This window comes from Kineococcus vitellinus (genome assembly GCF_009906315.1).
Taxonomy (GTDB): Bacteria; Actinomycetota; Actinomycetes; order Actinomycetales; family Kineococcaceae; genus Kineococcus; species Kineococcus vitellinus.
Window position 1 is genome coordinate 1 of record NZ_JAAALL010000574.1, and the last position, 1086, is coordinate 1086.

Genomic DNA, 1086 nt, shown 5'->3' on the forward strand with positions numbered 1-1086 from the left:
GCCCCCGGGACGCGCCGCGCGGCCCGGGGGCCGAAGCCGGTGGCGACGCGCTTGCGGAAGACCCAGTACGACCACAGCTGGTAGGCCACCACGCCGGGCAGGACGACGACGCCGACGACCGTGATGAGCTGCAGCGCCCCGTCGGAGGCGGCCGCGCCGCGCAGGGTGACGTCGGCGGCGGCGCTCAGGGTGCTCGGCAGGAGGACGGCGGACCCTGCCGCCAGGTGCGCGGTGAACACCGCCACGACGCTACCCGCGAGGGCCACCGAGGTCGCCGCGAAGGCCAGCGCCTCGGCGCCGCGCCAGGCGGCGACGGCGGTGACGGCCGTGAGCAGCGCGGTCGCGGCGACCGCGGGGTGCCCGGTGGCGATGGAGACGGCCAGCGCGACGACGACGAGCACGGGGGCGGTGGCCACCGCCAGCCGGCGCGCGCGCACCCGCACGACGCCGGTGGTGCGCAGCGCCAGGAAGGTGGCCCCGTGCACGGTGGTCAGCAGCAGGCCGGCGAAGCCGCCGAGCACGGCCCACGGCTGCACGAGCGGCTCGAGCGTGCGGGTCAGGCCGCCGCCGTGCACCTCGCCGTCGGCGGCCAGCGCCAGGCCGGAGACGAGGGCGCCCAGGACGGCGCCCCAGGTGGTGGCCAGCAGCAGCGAGGAGGCGGCGAGGAAGGCGTCGCAGCGCGCGTGCCAGGAGGCGGAGTCGTGCTTGCCGCGGAACTCCAGGGCGACGCCGCGCACGGCCAGCAGCAGCAGGACGACGACCATCGGCAGGTACAGCCCGGACAGCAGCGCGGCGTACCAGTCGGGGAAGGCGGCGAAGGTGACGCCGACCGCGGCGACCAGCCACACCTCGTTGCCGTCCCAGACGGGGCCGACGGTGCGCACGGCGGCGCCGCGCTCGGCGTCGGTGCGCCCCAGCAGCGGGGCGAGGAAGCCGACGCCGAAGTCGAAGCCCTCCAGGACGAAGAACAGCACCCAGGCCAGGACCGCGACGGCGAACCAGAGGACGGGCAGGTCCACGAGGGCTCCTCAGTAGCTGACGGCGAGCGGGGCGGCCGCCTCGTCGTCAGCTACTGAGGAGCCCTCG

1 protein-coding gene is annotated in these 1086 nt (G+C 76.8%); it reads right to left on the reverse strand.

Annotation, left to right across the window (positions count from 1 at the left end):
- On the reverse strand, nucleotides 1-1019 hold a 1019-nt coding region (cydB, locus tag GTQ99_RS23500), incomplete at its 3' end, for a cytochrome d ubiquinol oxidase subunit II (RefSeq protein ID WP_338075224.1).
- Nucleotides 1020-1086: the final 67 nt, after the last annotated feature.